Below are 13,369 nucleotides of genomic sequence, written 5' to 3'. Positions count from 1 at the left end.
GCCGCATACAAGCGGCCTCGACAGGGGTCTGGACTCGAGCAGAGGGCGTCAATGCCGCCTCAAGTCACTCGGAGGGCACGTATTCTACAACTTCCAGATCGAATCCGGATATCGCGTTGAACTTCATAGGCGAACTCATCAGGCGCATCTTGCGCACGCCGAGGTCGCGCAGGATCTGCGAACCGGCCCCCACAGTGCTGTAGGTGGTCGGTGCCTTGGTCGGCGCATCGCCCGCACTTTCGCGGATGTGCGCCAGCAGCACATCGCCGTCCAGCGGATGGCCCAGCAGCAAGACCACACCGCTGCCGGCCTCGGCCACGGCGGCCATGGCCGCGCGCAGGCTCCAGCGGCCTGGCTGCTTGACCAGCAGCAGGTCACGCAGTGGGTCCATATTGTGTACCCGTACCAAGGTCGGCTCTTCGGCGCAGATCTTGCCCAGGGTCAAGGCCATGTGCACGTCGCCTTCGACCGCGTCACGGTAGGTGACCAGGTTGAACTCACCCAGCTCGCTCTCCACCGATTGCTCGGAGACACGCTGCACGGTGCGCTCGTGGATCATGCGGTAGTGGATCAGGTCGGCGATGGTGCCGATCTTCAGGCCGTGCTCGGCGGCGAACACTTCCAGTTCGGCGCGGCGCGACATGGTGCCGTCGTCGTTCATCACTTCGCAGATCACGCCGCTTGGCTCGAAACCGGCCATGCGCGCCAGGTCACAGGCGGCTTCGGTGTGGCCGGCACGCGCCAGCGTACCGCCTGGCTGGGCCATCAGCGGGAAGATGTGACCTGGGCTGACGATGTCTTCGGCCTTGGCGTCCTTGGCAGCAGCAGCCTGCACAGTGCGTGCGCGGTCGGCGGCGGAAATACCGGTGGTGACGCCTTCGGCGGCTTCGATCGACACGGTGAACTTGGTGCCGAAGCCCGAGCCGTTGCGCGGTGCCATCAGCGGCAGCTTCAGCGTTTCGCAACGCTCGCGGGTCATCGGCATGCAGATCAGGCCACGGGCGTGCTTGGCCATGAAGTTGATGTGCTCGGGCAGGCAGCATTCGGCTGCCATGATGATGTCGCCTTCGTTCTCGCGGTCTTCGTCATCCATCAGGATGACCATTTTGCCCTGGCGGATGTCTTCGACCAGTTCTTCGATGCTGTTGAGCGCCACGCGGCACCCCCTTCTCAATCAGGATTTCAAGAAGCCATTGGCGGCCAGGAAGCTTTCGGTAATGCCACTGCCCTTGCTCGGTTCGGCGGCCTTGTCACCCAGTAGCAAGCGCTCCAGGTAACGGGCCAGCAGGTCGACCTCAAGGTTTACCCGACGCCCTGCACGGTAATCGGCCATGATGGTTTCGGACAGAGTGTGCGGGACAATGGTCAGCTCGAACTCGGCGCCATTGACCTCGTTGACCGTCAGGCTGGTGCCGTCGACGGTGATCGAACCCTTGTGGGCGATGTACTTGGCCAGTTCCTTTGGTGCACGCACACGGAACTGGATGGCGCGAGCGTTATCGCTGCGCGAAATGATTTCGCCGACCCCGTCGACGTGGCCGCTGACCAGGTGCCCGCCCAGGCGGGTGGTGGGCGTCAGGGCTTTCTCCAGGTTGACCTTGCTGCCGCTCTTGAGGTCGATGAAGGCGGTACGCTTGAGGGTTTCGACGCTGACATCGGCCCAGAAGCCGTCGCCCGGCAGCTCTACGGCCGTGAGGCAAACACCGTTGACGGCGATGCTGTCGCCGAGCTTGACGTCCCCCAGATCGAGCTTGCCGGTCTCTACGTAGACGCGCACGTCACCACCCTTGGGGGTCAGACTGCGGATGGTGCCGATGGATTCGATGATGCCGGTGAACATGGGGTCTTCCTCAAAAACGGTTTGCGCGGGGCAAGCCCGGCATTATACGCCGGGCGCCGGCAGGGGGATGGCCGTGACCCGCCAGTCATCGCCCACTGCGCGCATTTCGGTAATTTTCAGCCGCGGGGCCTCGCTCATCTTTTCCAGTGGCCAGTCCAGCAATGGGCGGGCCTGGGAGCCGAGGAAAGTGCCGGCGACGAACAGCTGGAACTCATCGACCAGGCCCAGCCGGGCAAAGGCACCCACCAGGCCGGCACCAGCTTCCAGCAGGATTTCGTTTACGCCGCGGGCGGCCAGGGCCTGCATCAGCGCCGCAAGGTCGACCTGGCCATTGTCGCCCGGCAAGCTGAGCAATTCGTGGCCGGCAGCGGCATAGCGCGGGTCATCTGCGACAGCAGTCACCACAAGAGCCGAGCCGGCCTGGAAGAACGGCGCAGCCAGTGGCAGGCGCAGGCGGCCATCGATCAACACTCGCAAGGGTGTGCGGCTGAGTGCCAGGGCGGTGGTTTCGGCATCCAGGCCCAGCTCGGCGCCACGCACGGTCATGCGTGCGTTGTCTGCCAGTACACTGGCGGCGCTGGTCAGCACCACGCTGGAACGGGCGCGCAGGCGCTGTACCGCCGAGCGGGCGGCCGGGCCGGTGATCCACTGGCTTTCACCACTGGCCATGGCGGTGCGGCCATCCAGGCTCATGGCCAGCTTGGCGCGAACGAACGGCAGGCCGTGCTCCATGCGCTTGAGGAAGCCTGGGTTGAGGGCGCGAGCCTCGGCTTCGAGCACCCCGCTGGCCACTTCGATTCCGGCTTCGGCCAGGCGCCGCAGGCCCTGTCCCGCCACTTGCGGATTAGGGTCCTGCATGGCGGCTACTACACGCGCCACACCGGCCTTGACCAGCGCTTCGGCACACGGCGGCGTACGGCCATGGTGGCTGCATGGCTCCAGGGTGACGTAGGCACAAGCCCCGCGGGCAAGCTCACCGGCCTGACGCAGGGCATGTACTTCGGCATGCGGCTCGCCGGCGCGTACGTGCCAGCCTTCGCCAACCACCTCGCCATCACGTACGATCACGCAGCCTACCCGCGGGTTCGGGTGGGTGGTGTACAAGCCTTTGCGCGCCAGCTCCAGCGCGCGGGCCATGTAGTGGGCGTCAAGGATGGCGGCTTGGCTGGGCATGTTCACTCTTTAGCTGGCTCACGGGCCAGGCGGTCGATTTCTTCGCGGAACTCGTCGAGGTCCTGGAAGCGCCGGTACACCGAGGCAAAGCGGATATAGGCCACTTCATCGAGCTTGCGCAGCTCGGCCATGACCATTTCACCGACCACCAGCGATTTGACTTCGCGCTCGCCAGTGGCACGCAGCCGACTCTTGATGTGCGCCAACGCAGCCTCCAGGCGCTCGACGCTGACCGGACGCTTTTCCAGCGCCCGTTGCATACCGGCGCGCAGCTTTTCTTCGTCGAAGGGCTGGCGTGTGCCGTCCTGCTTGATCAGCCGGGGCAGCACCAGCTCGGCGGTTTCGAAGGTGGTGAAACGCTCGCCGCAGGCCACGCATTCACGGCGGCGGCGCACCTGCTCGCCCTCGGCGACGAGGCGAGAGTCGATGACCTTGGTGTCGTTGGCACCGCAAAAGGGACAGTGCATGGTGGCAGGCAACAAAAAAGTCGGGTGGGGATGAGCCATTGCTGGCTGATCCCCCCCTAAGAACCGTACGTGCGCCTTTCGACGCATACGGCTCAAGCCGTCATTAAGCCCCCAGTGGGAGCCGGTTTATCCACGTGCAGACCACGGGTGTGGAGCTGATGGTGGCAGTTGGGGTGCAAGAGTACCCGATTCTCCATTGAGTCACTACCGCCCTGAGTGCGGAAGATTATGTGATGGTCATGCCATCCCGTCTCTCTGGTGATAGCTTGCTTACACAGCAGACACAGACCTTTTTGACTTGCGTAAAGACTGCCGATTTGTTTCCGGTACTTCAGCTTATTCAGCATCCGGTCCATCCGCAGCTTTTCACCTAGCGCCTCCATGGCAGGATCGTAGGGGTTGTATTCCCCACTCACCTTCTTGTGCCGCTCGATCGGTGTATCCGCGAGGGAATACAGCACGACCTCCCTTTTCTTGCCGTTCTCCTCCAGAACCGTGGTGGCGAACATCCAACTTTTCCCTGCAATGGTCCGAAAATACTTCTGTCGAACCCACTGCAACGATTTGTTGGGGTGCCGCCTTTTCGCCCAACGCCAGAGTTTTACAAAGACCCTGTGGTCCATCCAGCTATACGCTTGCTTGGCTACTACGGGCTGGTGGTATAGCGCCCAACCCCTCAGCATCGGATTCAGCAGTCGGATTAGATCCTCTTGCTTACTCGTCCTGTGGGTGTCGATTGCCTCTCTGATCTTGCTGTAGAACGCCTTGACGTTTTTCTTGCTCGGCTTGATCAGTAACGTTCCTTCGTATTTCCGGAAATTCCATCCCAGGAAGTCGAAGCCTTCATCGATATGGGCGACACGTGTTTTCTTGGCAGACAACTGCAGCCCCCGTGTAGCGAGGAACTGTTCTACCCAAGGTTTCACCTCGTTTTCCAGGACCTCCGGGGAGGTACCTGTAATCACAAAGTCGTCCGCGTATCGCACCACATTCACCTTCAGCTTCTTCGCCCTTGTCACTCCTAGGTGTTGCTTGAGGAGTGTTTCCAGACCATCCAGTGCCAGATTCGCTAACACGGGGGAGATAATTCCCCCTTGTGGCGTACCTGCGTCCGTTGCGTGTAACTGCCCCTTGTGGACGACCCCAGCTTTTAACCATTGCTGAAGCATCCGTGTATCCGTAGGAGCACTCCTTAGCAGCCATTCGTGGTTGATGTTGTCGAAGAACCCTTCGATGTCTGCGTCCAGCACCCATTGGGCCGAGGCTTTCTGGGATAGGCATACGAACAATTGCGCCATCGCATCTGCCGTACAACGTTCGATCCTGAAGCCGTAGCTATTCGGATCGCCTCGGGTTTCGGCGATGGGAGACAGGGCCAGCATGTACAGCGCTTGCATGGCCCTATCCGTCATGGTCGGTATGCCCAGAGGGCGCTCCCGTCCATCCGACTTCGGGATGTAGACGCGCCGTAGTGGCCGTGCCTTGTATCCCCGCACCTTCAACAAACCAACCGCATTCCATTTCGCGTTGGGTGTATCCCAGAGTTGCTTATCGACTCCCGTCGTGCGGCTTCCCTGATTTTCCGTGACTCTCCGTACAGCCAAGTATCTGGCTGACTTCGAGCGGGTGAGCATCCGTTGCAGGGATTTAACCCTGCGCCATTTGCCTTCCCGACAAGCCTTCGCAATTCGCACCTGCATTCCCCGGACGTTCCGCTGAACCCGACACCAATCGATGTCGTGCCACTGCTGCGGAGTGCCGGAAAGCGCAGGCTCACCTTGCTGGCTGAGCTCTTTCATGCTGCTTTCCTCTCAAAGTGAAACCACCCGAGCGGAAGGCGCACGTACCCCCTGAGGGGTGCATGCACCCCGTCAGGGTAGGATTATCAAGGGCCGATGAAGCTATAAGCCCTGAAGTTAATGAGACGGTCTCAGTCAGAGTCATTGCGACAGAAGACCACGCAGAAGTCTGCCCGGTTTCCCGTGGGGTGATGTTCCAACCCCTATCCCGGCCATTACAGCCTGGCATTCGCTTTCTCTGCGATCCCATACCCGCACTGCCAACAGTGTTCCTTGCGGTTCACCTGCCCAAGGGCAGCAATACGGGCTTACCACGTTCCCTGTCTGTCACACGACTGGGTTAGGATCCGCCTTTTCACCGGTGGTCTGCATGGCGACGTATCTCCACTCCCTACAGGGATAACCGACCACGTACCTTTTGGTTAGAGCCTAACAGCAGCTTTGGCTCCTTCATGCTCACGGTGTTTATCAGCGGTTCACGTTAGTTATCCGTACCAGTCAGCCTAGCGCCTCAACCCGGTGCTGCTCCGAGTGTCTGCATTCCACCTCGCGGAAGAGATGCACCCATTAAGGGGGCTACATTGTCTGACGGGCTTCAAACATCACCGTTGCCAGTGATGCATGCCGTCATAGGCTACCGTTGGTCGCACAACGAGTCCGCTACTGCTCCATACAGGCGGCAGTTGGACAATGACAGACAGAGCTTTCGCCCATGTCTCCAGAGGAAGGACCGAACCAAGACGGTGAAATTAACCGTTGGTCGGGAAGTTGTTACCTCCTGTCTCAAATGCGCAGGAGGAGACCCCTGCGGGGATCATCACTCCCGCATGGGTTAGGTTTAGAGGGCTCTCCAAAACCGGGGTTACCGGTTCTGCGGTCGTGCTTCCGAGAGCTAAACGACCTTGGGTTATGCCGTCCGCCGCAGCGGTAAATCCTTGAAGGCATTGGACTTCAGGGCTGGCTTTGTTCCTTGGGGATGGGTACCCAAGCATTCGATTTCCTTGCGGAAATCCCATCAAGCTGACCATACAGCTTGGTGGCGGAGACACGCTACGCGTGTCGCACAGGGAGGACCATGGTAGCGCATTGCACTGGCAAGACAAGCCAAAGGGGTTAACATCCATGGGAAATATGCCCGTGAAGGACTCCCCCATGCACTACCGAGCGCTCGTCGTGCTGTGCTGCGCCGCTCTGCTCGCTGCCTGCGGCAGCGACAGGCCAAAGACCGACAACCCGGCGCCCACGCCAGCCCGCTCGGCCAAGGCCGAGGTACTGGGCCCGCTACCGGCCTACCAGCGCGAGCTGAGCGGCACCTTGCTGGAAGTCCCGGCGGGTGCCGACGTGGAACTGGCCTTGCTGGTCATCGACGAACGCGACCGCCCGCAGCGCCTGCTGGCCAGCAGTAACCTGACCGGTACTGGCCAGGCACTGCCCTACCACCTGCGTTTCAACCCCGAAGCCTTCCCGCCCGGTGCCCGAGTCGAACTGCGTGGCCGCGCCAGCAACTCCGGCCAGCTGATCATGCACCTGCCCCCGGTGCGCATTACCCAGGCACAGACCCAGGCCACCGGCCCGTTGCGTTTCGAGAAGGCGCCTTAAGTGGCGCCGCTGGCCCTGCAACAGGCCCTCAGCGGCCTGATCGGCGAAGCGCGCCTGATCGTCAGCGAACTGCCCGATTGCGACCTGAAGCTATGGCTGATCGACGACCAGAACATGGATCGCGCCTTCAGCAGCGAAGAAACCCGGCGCATTCTCGAAGAGCCGCCCTATTGGAGCTTCTGCTGGGCCAGTGGGCTGGCAATGGCCCGCTACCTGGCCGAACGCCCGGAGTGGGTGGCGGGCAAGCGCGTGCTGGACTTTGGTGCCGGCTCTGGTATCGCCGGCATTGCTGCTGCACGCGCCGGCGCACTGGAAGTGATGGCCTGCGACCTCGACCCGCTGGCCCTCGATGCCTGCCGTGCGAATGCGGCACTGAACGGGGTGACACTAAGCTACAGCAGCGATTTCTTTGCCGAGGAAGACCGCTTCGACCTGATCCTGGTTGCCGATGTGCTGTACGACCGCGCCAACCTGCCGCTGCTGGATGCCTTCCTGAGCCGCGGTCGCCAGGCCCTGGTGGCCGACTCGCGAGTACGTGACTTTCGCCACCCGTTGTACCAGCAATTGGGCGTGCTCGAAGCACTGACCCTGCCGGACCTGGCCGAGCCACACGAATTCCGCCGGGTCAGCCTGTACCACGCCAGCCGCGACACCTTATAGTGTTGCCATACACGAGTTTGCGAGAGTCGCGATGACCCAAGACACGCCTTACATTTTCGACGCCACCGATACCAACTTCCAGCAACTGGTGATCGAGAACTCCTTCCACAAACCGGTGCTGGTGGACTTCTGGGCCGAGTGGTGCGCACCCTGCAAGGCACTGATGCCATTGCTGGCAAAGATTGCCGAGGGTTACCAGGGCGAGCTGCTGCTGGCCAAGATCAACTGCGACGTGGAGCAACAGGTGGTTGCCCAGTTCGGCATCCGTAGCCTGCCGACAGTGGTTCTGTTCAAGGACGGCCAGCCGGTAGACGGCTTTGCCGGGGCACAACCGGAATCGGCGATCCGCGCCATGCTCGAGCCGCATGTACAAATGCCAGCCGCGCCCACCGCCTCGCCACTGGAGCAGGCGAAAGCGCTGTATGCCGAAAGCCGTTTTGCCGAAACCGAAGCGCTGTTGCACACGCTGCTGGGTGAGGACAACAGCAATGCCGAAGCGCTGATTCTGTATGCCCGCTGCCTGGCCGAGCGTGGCGAGTTGGGCGAAGCGCAAGTGGTACTGGATGCGGTCAAGACTGACGAACACAAAGCTGCACTGGCCGGTGCCAAGGCCCAGCTGACCTTCCTGCGCCAAGCCGCCAGCCTGCCGGAAGTGGCTGACCTTAAAAGCCGTCTGGCACAGAACCCGCAAGACGACGAGGCGGCTTATCAGCTGAGCATTCAGCAACTGGCGCGCCAGCAGTATGAGGCGGCGCTGGAAGGGCTGCTGAAGCTGTTCCAGCGTAACCGTGGCTACGAGAACGGGCTGCCGCAGAAGGCGCTGTTGCAGGTGTTCGAATTGCTGGGTGGCGATCACCCGCTGGTTGGTGTTTATCGTCGCAAGCTGTCGGCGGCGATGTTCTGAGTGACCTTGAAGCCTGCGCTGTACCTGTGGGAGATCACCCAGCCCTTCCGGGCTGCGCTGTCGCGCAGCAAACATGAGGTGTACGGCTTTAGATCCGCAGCGACGCTGACATTTTGAAAAAGAAAAGGCGGTTGGCCCGGTAGGGCCAGCCGCCTTTTGCTTTGTTAGGGTTCGTGTGCGCGGGACAGAGATCGTAGCCAGCACTGGTGTGTGTCCGCACACCCGCGTGGGAGAGTGATCCGCACGGTATCGGCGTGAAGTCCCTGTAGGCATCAGCTGATTCAGCTGTGACCACGTATGAGAGAGTGAACCCTTTCGCCACCGTGTGCCCCGCGCGCCCTTTATCCTGCGAGGATTCATCATGGCGCGCAAGCCTTCCAAGCAACGCTTTACCGTCGTCCATCCCGATTGCGCAGCGATCGATGTCGGTGGTCGAGAGCATTTCGTGGCGGTCGATCCCCGGCACGAAAATCCCGTCCAGTCGTTCACGTCCTTTACTGACGACCTGCTCAAGATGGCTAACTGGCTTGAAAGCCTGGGGATCAAGGTCGTTGCCATGGAATCCACGGGGGTTTATTGGATTCCAATTTACGAGATTCTCAGCGAGCGCGGTTTTGAGGTTTATCTCGTCAATGCCAGAGCAACTCGGCAAATCACGGGCCGTAAATCAGATGTGCTGGATTGCCAGTGGATTTGGCAGCTGATGACTCATGGACTGCTCAGAGGCGCATTCCGCCCCGATGATCTGACCTGCTGCGTCCGGTCATTGGTCAGGCAGCGTGCTTCCAAAGTGAAAGACCAGGCGCAGACGCTGAACCGGATGCAAAAGGCCATGAGCCAAATGAACATCCAGCTGGCCAATGTCATCAGTGATATTTCCGGCGTAACTGGCATGAAGATTTTGCGAGCCATCTGCGCAGGTGAACGGGACCCAGTGCAACTGGCTGAACTGACCGACCGCCGCATCAAGGCAGGCAAGGAGGCTGTCGCTCGGAGTCTTCATGGCAATTGGCGACGCGAGCATTTGCATGCGCTAACTCAGGAATTGGCTGCCTATGACTTCCTGGAGCAGCAAATTGCTGATTGTGACGACGCCATAAAAGCCGCGTTAGAGCAGTTGCCGGTGCTGCAAAACAAGCCAGAGCCATCCAATAAGCCTTTACGGAGCCCGCACCGAAACGGTGCCCAACAGACTGAACTGCATCAGACATTATGGAAAGTTCTTGGCGTGGACCTAACCGCAATTCCAACCATTGGGGTGGACACTGCATTAGTGCTGGCAGGGGAGATCGGTACAGATCTATCACGTTTCCCGTCCTCACAGCACTTCTGCTCTTGGTTGGGACTGGCTCCCCCTACTCGAATTTCCGGCGGTCATCGACTGGCAGGTGGTGGGCCAAAAATAGTCAATCGAGCAGCTCAAGCACTCAAGCAGGCTGCATCCAATGCCCGTAACGACAAGGGTTTCATTGGTGCATCGCACCGAGCCAGACTGACTCGAATGGATACCAGCTGCGCCATCAAGGCCACTGCGCATCAGTTGGCACGTCTGGTGTACAACCTTTTAACCAAGAAGCAGGCTTATGTTGAAAAAGGTCTTGAGGAGTTCGAAACCAGAAGCCAGGACCGGCAGGTCCGGGCTTTGCTCCGCAAAGCCCGGAAACTGGGGTATCAGCTGGTGGCCGCTTGAGTGCTTAGAAAACAGTGGGTTGTATTTTGTTTGATGAGAGCGGGCATGCCCGCGAAGAAGCCAACGCGGTGGATGGCACCGGCTCCGCCGGTGTTCGCGGGTAAACCCGCTCCTACAGGCGACCGCGCAGGCTTTGCTCCAACAGCGAAAACAGCGCTCACCCTAACCAGTGATAAACCGGCGCATCCACGCCACTCTCCACCTTGACCTCACTGCTGTGCCGCAAACGCACCAGCAGCCGTTTGCCCGCCGCCGTACTCCCGGCCAATCCTTCGAGCCGGTCCAGCAATTCCGGCCCGCTCATCTGTCCTGCCAGACGCAACACATCACGCGCCGCAGCCCACTGAGCGTCATTTTGGCGCGGCCCGGCCACCGCAGCTGTCGCAGCCGCCTGGGCTGCCACCGGCACCTCGGTCTGCCGCCCCAGTTGCCCCCACTCCTCAGGCGTCAGCTCGATGGTCAGGTCCACCGGCCAGTCACCAATCTGTCCACGAATTCTCACGATGCTTTCCTTGAGGTCACGTCAATGTCCCCATGCTACCGCAACATGAAACTTGGCCACACAGACTGGCAGCACGCAGAAAAGTTGTTATAACATAACCAAATCTTTCAGCCCGCTCCGGAGTCGTCCATGCGTCGCCTGCTGCTCGCCCTGCCCTTCGCCTTGCTGCCACTGGCCGTTGCCCATGCCCACGATGACCATGATCATGACCACGCCCACGGCTCGCTCGGCGCCCACGAGCATGGCGTGGCCAAGCTCAACGCGGTACTCGATGGCAATACCCTGGAACTGGAGCTGGATAGCCCGGCAATGAACCTGGTCGGCTTCGAGCATGCCGCCAGCAGCGATGCCGACAAGGCCAAAGTCGCCGCCGTGCGTCAGCAACTTGAACAACCACTGAAGCTGTTCGGTCTTTCTGGCGCCGCAAACTGCAAAGAAGACCAGCAGGCACTGGAAAGCCCTCTCTTCGGTGACGCCTCCAAGGCCGATGACGAGAGTGACGAACACGAACACGGCCATCAGCACAGCGACATCGGCGCCCACTATCAGCTGACGTGCGCCAACCCCGACAAACTGACCCAACTGGACCTGGCGCCGCTGTTCAAGGCCTTCCCCGCCACCCAGAAAATCAACGTGCAACTGATCGGCCCCAATGGCCAGAAAGGCGTGGAAACCACGCCGGCCAAGGCAGCGGTCGCCTTCTGAATGAACCAGCCGTTGATCGATCTGCATGACCTGGTGTTCGCCTGGCCAGGCCACCCGCCGCTGCTGGATATTCCGGCATTGCGCCTGGACGCTGGTGAAGCACTGTTTCTCAAAGGCCCTAGCGGCAGTGGCAAGACGACCTTGCTGGGCCTGCTGGGCGGGGTGAACGTGCCGGCCCAGGGCCGCATCCAGTTGCTCGGCCAGGATCTCGGCAGCCTGAGCCAGGGCGCCCGCGACCGCTTTCGGGTCGATCACACAGGGTACATCTTCCAGCAGTTCAACCTGCTGCCGTTCCTCTCGGTACGTGAAAACGTCGAGCTGCCCTGCCGCTTCTCGCGCAGCCGCAAGGCACGTGCCGAGCAGCGCCATGGCAGTGTTGACCAGGCGGCCAGCACGCTGCTGACCCACCTGGGCCTGGGCGACCCTGCCATCCTTGCCCGCCGCGCCGACAGCCTGTCGATCGGCCAGCAGCAGCGGGTCGCAGCCGCCCGCGCACTGATCGGCCAGCCTGAGCTGGTGATTGCCGACGAACCGACCTCGGCTCTGGATGCAGACACCCGCGAAGCGTTCATCCGCCTGCTGTTCGATGAGTGCCGCGCCGCCGGCGCCAGCCTGCTGTTCGTCAGCCACGACCAGAGCCTGGCACCGCTGTTCGACCGCCACCTGTCGCTTGCTGAACTGAACCGTGCCGCCAAGCCCCGGGAGGCCTGATGTACCTGCTCCGCCTTGCCTTGGCCAGCCTGGCCAACCGCCGCTTCACCGCGTTTCTGACCGCCTTCGCCATTGCCCTGTCGGTGTGCCTGCTGCTGGCTGTAGAGCGTGTCCGTACCGAAGCCCGTGCCAGCTTCGCCAGCACCATCAGCGGCACCGACCTGATCGTCGGTGCACGCTCTGGCTCGGTGAACCTGCTGCTGTATTCGGTGTTCCGCATTGGCAACGCGACCAATAACATCCGCTGGGACAGCTTTCAGCACTATGCGCAGGACCCACGGGTGAAGTGGGCAATCCCGATCTCGCTGGGCGATTCGCACCGTGGCTACAGAGTGATGGGTACCACCACAGATTACTTCAGCCATTACCAGTACGGCCGCCGCCAGCATCTGGAACTGAGCCAGGGGCGTGAGTTTGCCAACGACCCCTTCGAGGTGGTGCTCGGCGCAGAAGTGGCCGAGGCATTGCACTACAAGCTGGGTGACAGGCTGGTGCTGGCCCACGGTGTGGCCGCGATCAGTCTGGTCAAGCACGACGACAAGCCGTTTACCGTGGTCGGCATACTCAAGCGCACCGGCACACCTGTCGACCGCACCTTGCATATCAGCCTGGGCGGCATGGAGGCGATCCATATCGACTGGCACAACGGCGTACCCGCCCGTGGCGCCGGGCGCATCAGCGCCGAGCAGGCCCGTACGATGGACCTGCAACCTGCTGCCATCACTGCATTCATGCTTGGCCTGAACAGCAAGATCGCAACCTTCAGTCTGCAGCGGGAAATCAACGAATACCGCAGCGAGCCATTGCTGGCGATCCTGCCTGGGGTAGCCCTGCAGGAGCTGTGGAGCCTGATGGGCACTGCAGAGCAGGCATTGTTCGTGGTGTCACTGTTCGTGGTGCTGACCGGTTTGATCGGCATGCTCACGGCGATTCTCACCAGCCTCAACGAACGCCGCCGGGAAATGGCGATCTTGCGCTCGGTCGGGGCCCGGCCTTGGCATATTGCAGGGTTGCTGGTAATGGAAGCACTGTCACTGGCGTCGGTCGGGATCGTGGCCGGGCTTGGCTTGCTATATGCGGGTATCGCCCTGGCACAGGGGTATGTGCAGGCCAACTATGGTTTGTATTTGCCACTGGCTCTGCCGAGTGCTCATGAATGGACCTTGCTGGCTATCATCCTGGGGGCGGCGTTGCTGATGGGCAGCGTGCCGGCGTGGCGGGCCTACCGGCAGTCGCTGGCCGACGGCCTGTCCATCCACCTCTGAGTGCGCGTAATGATCAAACACCTCACCGCCTGCTTCGCGGGCTCGCCCGCTCCC

At 61.2% G+C, this 13,369-nt stretch carries 13 protein-coding genes; 7 read left to right on the top strand and 6 right to left on the bottom strand.

Going from position 1 to position 13,369, the window contains the following annotated elements; all coding sequences use genetic code 11:
- Positions 1-64: 64 nt before the first annotated feature.
- The 5 genes from ribBA to ltrA all read right to left on the bottom strand — a co-directional run bounded on the left by ribBA (position 65) and on the right by ltrA (position 5,279).
- Positions 65-1,156, bottom strand: coding sequence for a bifunctional 3,4-dihydroxy-2-butanone-4-phosphate synthase/GTP cyclohydrolase II (gene ribBA, locus ACE4QZ_RS04785; RefSeq protein ID WP_021783930.1), 1,092 nt, complete (start codon positions 1,154-1,156; stop codon positions 65-67).
- An 18-nt stretch (positions 1,157-1,174) separates the two neighbouring features.
- The gene (locus ACE4QZ_RS04780) at positions 1,175-1,840 is read right to left on the bottom strand and encodes a riboflavin synthase (protein ID WP_003255399.1); all 666 of its coding nucleotides are present in this window, start codon (positions 1,838-1,840) and stop codon (positions 1,175-1,177) included.
- Positions 1,841-1,882: 42 nt separating this feature from the next.
- Positions 1,883-3,013 carry a bifunctional diaminohydroxyphosphoribosylaminopyrimidine deaminase/5-amino-6-(5-phosphoribosylamino)uracil reductase RibD gene (gene ribD / locus ACE4QZ_RS04775; protein ID WP_103463370.1) on the bottom strand — a complete coding sequence of 377 codons (1,131 nt, stop codon included), beginning with the start codon at positions 3,011-3,013 and terminating at the stop codon, positions 1,883-1,885.
- 2 nt (positions 3,014-3,015) lie between these two features.
- Entirely contained in the window at positions 3,016-3,480 is a 465-nt protein-coding gene (gene nrdR, locus ACE4QZ_RS04770) for a transcriptional regulator NrdR (RefSeq protein WP_003255402.1), read from the bottom strand.
- A 92-nt stretch (positions 3,481-3,572) separates the two neighbouring features.
- Positions 3,573-5,279: a group II intron reverse transcriptase/maturase gene (gene ltrA, locus ACE4QZ_RS04765; RefSeq protein ID WP_031637794.1), complete on the bottom strand. Its 1,707-nt coding sequence runs from the start codon at positions 5,277-5,279 to the stop codon at positions 3,573-3,575.
- Between the two features lie 1,152 nt (positions 5,280-6,431).
- On the opposite strand from ltrA, the gene ACE4QZ_RS04760 reads away from it, so the two are divergent.
- The 4 genes from ACE4QZ_RS04760 (at position 6,432) to ACE4QZ_RS04745 (ending at position 10,132) form a co-directional block, all read left to right on the top strand.
- Positions 6,432-6,878: a YbaY family lipoprotein gene (locus ACE4QZ_RS04760; RefSeq protein WP_021783928.1), complete on the top strand. Its 447-nt coding sequence runs from the start codon at positions 6,432-6,434 to the stop codon at positions 6,876-6,878.
- The gene (locus tag ACE4QZ_RS04755; RefSeq protein ID WP_021783927.1) at positions 6,879-7,538 is read left to right on the top strand and encodes a class I SAM-dependent methyltransferase; all 660 of its coding nucleotides are present in this window, start codon (positions 6,879-6,881) and stop codon (positions 7,536-7,538) included.
- A gap of 31 nt (positions 7,539-7,569) precedes the next feature.
- On the top strand, positions 7,570-8,442 hold the full coding sequence (trxA, locus tag ACE4QZ_RS04750; RefSeq protein WP_103463371.1) for a thioredoxin: 873 nt from the start codon (positions 7,570-7,572) through the stop codon (positions 8,440-8,442).
- Positions 8,443-8,803: 361 nt separating this feature from the next.
- A complete protein-coding gene (locus tag ACE4QZ_RS04745) occupies positions 8,804-10,132 on the top strand; it encodes an IS110-like element ISPpu9 family transposase (protein ID WP_230064507.1) in 1,329 nt (442 codons plus the stop codon).
- 157 nt (positions 10,133-10,289) lie between these two features.
- On the opposite strand, the gene ACE4QZ_RS04740 is transcribed toward ACE4QZ_RS04745, so the two are convergent.
- Positions 10,290-10,634: a hypothetical protein gene (locus ACE4QZ_RS04740; RefSeq protein ID WP_021783925.1), complete on the bottom strand. Its 345-nt coding sequence runs from the start codon at positions 10,632-10,634 to the stop codon at positions 10,290-10,292.
- Between the two features lie 129 nt (positions 10,635-10,763).
- Between ACE4QZ_RS04740 and ACE4QZ_RS04735 the strand changes: the two genes are divergently transcribed.
- The 3 genes from ACE4QZ_RS04735 to ACE4QZ_RS04725 are packed head-to-tail and all read left to right on the top strand — an operon-like array spanning position 10,764 to position 13,315.
- Complete coding sequence (locus tag ACE4QZ_RS04735; RefSeq protein ID WP_103463372.1) at positions 10,764-11,339, top strand: DUF2796 domain-containing protein; 576 nt, start codon at positions 10,764-10,766, stop codon at positions 11,337-11,339.
- Entirely contained in the window at positions 11,340-12,050 is a 711-nt protein-coding gene (locus ACE4QZ_RS04730; protein ID WP_021783923.1) for an ABC transporter ATP-binding protein, read from the top strand.
- The gene (locus ACE4QZ_RS04725; protein ID WP_021783922.1) at positions 12,050-13,315 is read left to right on the top strand and encodes an ABC transporter permease; all 1,266 of its coding nucleotides are present in this window, start codon (positions 12,050-12,052) and stop codon (positions 13,313-13,315) included. The genes ACE4QZ_RS04730 and ACE4QZ_RS04725 overlap by 1 nt, the downstream gene beginning before the upstream one ends.
- The last annotated feature ends 54 nt before the right edge of the window (positions 13,316-13,369 follow it).

The organism is Pseudomonas sp. DCA-1, from assembly GCF_046523955.1.
GTDB classification, from domain to species: domain Bacteria; phylum Pseudomonadota; class Gammaproteobacteria; order Pseudomonadales; family Pseudomonadaceae; genus Aquipseudomonas; species Aquipseudomonas putida_Y.
Note: the sequence above shows the minus strand (reverse complement) of the source record. Positions and strands in the feature narration are given on the sequence as shown.

Coding starts and splice junctions, on each gene's coding strand:
- ACE4QZ_RS04780 (WP_003255399.1), bottom strand. CDS start 1,840: ATGTTCACCGGCATCATCGAATCCATCGGCACCATCCGCAGTCTGACC.
- ribD (WP_103463370.1), bottom strand. CDS start 3,013: ATGCCCAGCCAAGCCGCCATCCTTGACGCCCACTACATGGCCCGCGCG.
- nrdR (WP_003255402.1), bottom strand. CDS start 3,480: ATGCACTGTCCCTTTTGCGGTGCCAACGACACCAAGGTCATCGACTCT.
- ltrA (WP_031637794.1), bottom strand. CDS start 5,279: ATGAAAGAGCTCAGCCAGCAAGGTGAGCCTGCGCTTTCCGGCACTCCG.
- ACE4QZ_RS04760 (WP_021783928.1), top strand. CDS start 6,432: ATGCACTACCGAGCGCTCGTCGTGCTGTGCTGCGCCGCTCTGCTCGCT.
- trxA (WP_103463371.1), top strand. CDS start 7,570: ATGACCCAAGACACGCCTTACATTTTCGACGCCACCGATACCAACTTC.
- ACE4QZ_RS04745 (WP_230064507.1), top strand. CDS start 8,804: ATGGCGCGCAAGCCTTCCAAGCAACGCTTTACCGTCGTCCATCCCGAT.
- ACE4QZ_RS04735 (WP_103463372.1), top strand. CDS start 10,764: ATGCGTCGCCTGCTGCTCGCCCTGCCCTTCGCCTTGCTGCCACTGGCC.
- ACE4QZ_RS04730 (WP_021783923.1), top strand. CDS start 11,340: ATGAACCAGCCGTTGATCGATCTGCATGACCTGGTGTTCGCCTGGCCA.
- ACE4QZ_RS04725 (WP_021783922.1), top strand. CDS start 12,050: ATGTACCTGCTCCGCCTTGCCTTGGCCAGCCTGGCCAACCGCCGCTTC.